Here is a 1,714-nt window from a genome sequence, read left to right as displayed (position 1 = left end):
GCAACTCCGACCGTCCCCGCTCCGTACACAGTAAGCACCGCAACAACTTTGGAGAATCTCGATGGCGCACATCGATTCCGGCAGCGCGGGTGTCACCGCACCCGCCGATCACGAACCCGCCTCGCGCGGCCGATGGTGGACCCTGGCCGTGGTGTGCATCGGGCCGATGATGGCTTTCGTCAATGTCTCGTCCACTCTCGGCGGGCTCGCCACCATCCAGGCCGATCTGCACCCCTCGTCCTCGATGGCCGTGTGGATCGCCAGTGCCTACAGCTTGGTGGTGGCCAGTCTGGTCCTCGGTAGCGGCACGATCGGGGATCTGATCGGCCGGCGGCTGATCTTCGCCACCGGTGCGGCCGTATTCGCCGTGGGCAGCGCTGTGGCGTGTGCCGCCCACGACACCGCGGTGCTGATCGCCGGCCAAGTCGTCATGGGAATCGGTGGCGCGATGATATTGCCCACCAGTCTGGCCATCATCAGCCACACCTTCACCGACACGCGTGAACGAACCGAGGCGGTGAGCATGTGGGCCGGCAGCTCCGGTCTCGGCCTGGCCATCGGTCCGCTGGGGGCCGGCTTGCTGGTGGGTGCATTCTCCTGGCATTCGATCTACCTGATCAACGTCGTTCTCGGTGGCCTCGCGCTGCTCGGTGCCTGCACCGTGATCGAGGAGAGCAGGATACGAACGCGCACACTCGATCTCGGCGGAATCACGCTGGGCACCGTCGCCATCGCAGCGCTGACCTTTGCCGTGATCGAAGGTGGTTCCCTGGGATACACCGAAGGCCGCATTCTCTGGGCCTACGCCGTGCTGGCTGTATCGCTGGTGGCGTTCATCGGGTACGAAGCCCGCCACAGCGATCCCATGCTGGACGTGACGCTGTTCCGGTCCGGCGCTTTCAGCGCCGTCATGGGTACCGCCGCGATCACGCTGCTGGCCTTCACCGGCACAGCCCTGGTCACCGTGCTCTATTTTCAGCATGTCCAGGAGATCAGCGTCCTCGCCGCCGCGGCACGGCTGATGGTGATGTTCGGTCCCTTCATCCTCATCAGCGCCGTCGCCGCACGCATCGTGCACCGCATCGGTTTCAAGACGATGCTCACCCTGGGCCTGATCGTCATGGCCGCAGGTATTTTCGCTCTCCTCGCGAGTCCGGCCGGAACCGGATTCGCGCGGATCTGGCCGGGGCTGCTGCTCGCCGGCATCGGCAGCGGGATGCTCATCGCACCCACGACCGCCGCGGCGGTCAACAGCGTGGCCCCGGATCGAGCGGGTATGGCCAGCGCCGCCGTCAACATGTTCCGTCAAGTCGGCAACGTACTCGGCGCCAGCGTGCTGGGGACCATCCTGACCACCCGCTTCGCCGGCAACCTCGGCGACGAGCTTGCCGCCGCCGACCTGCCTCGACCGGTTGTCGTCGGGGTCGTGTCGAGTGCCGCGCAGGGCGAACACCCCGCTGCTCTTCCCCCTGCTCTCGCGGGGCCCGTCGGCAACGCCGTTCGGCACGCTTTCACCGACGCCGCTCATCTCGCTCTCTCCGTCGCCGCAATCGCGCTGCTGATCACCACCATTCCGGTCGCGATATTCGTCCGCCAGGATCCGGCGGCGGCCGCAAAGCAGTCACGGGACGACGCTGGTCATCGGAGTTCTCCGGAGAGATAATGGCCTTCGCGCCCAGGCGCGAAGACGTGGTTCCCAGCGCTGTCGCCGAGG

At 66.5% G+C, this 1,714-nt stretch carries 1 protein-coding gene; it reads left to right on the top strand.

Annotation, left to right across the window (positions count from 1 at the left end; all coding sequences use genetic code 11):
• Positions 1-61: 61 nt before the first annotated feature.
• Positions 62-1,663 (top strand): MFS transporter, encoded by a 1,602-nt coding sequence (locus tag AB0L57_RS04265; RefSeq protein ID WP_364956838.1) that lies wholly within the window; start codon positions 62-64, stop codon positions 1,661-1,663.
• Positions 1,664-1,714 lie beyond the last annotated feature (51 nt).

Origin of the sequence: Nocardia sp. NPDC052254 (assembly GCF_040679495.1) — a bacterium.
Lineage (GTDB): Bacteria > Actinomycetota > Actinomycetes > Mycobacteriales > Mycobacteriaceae > Nocardia.
This window is presented reverse-complemented; position numbering and strand designations above follow the sequence as displayed.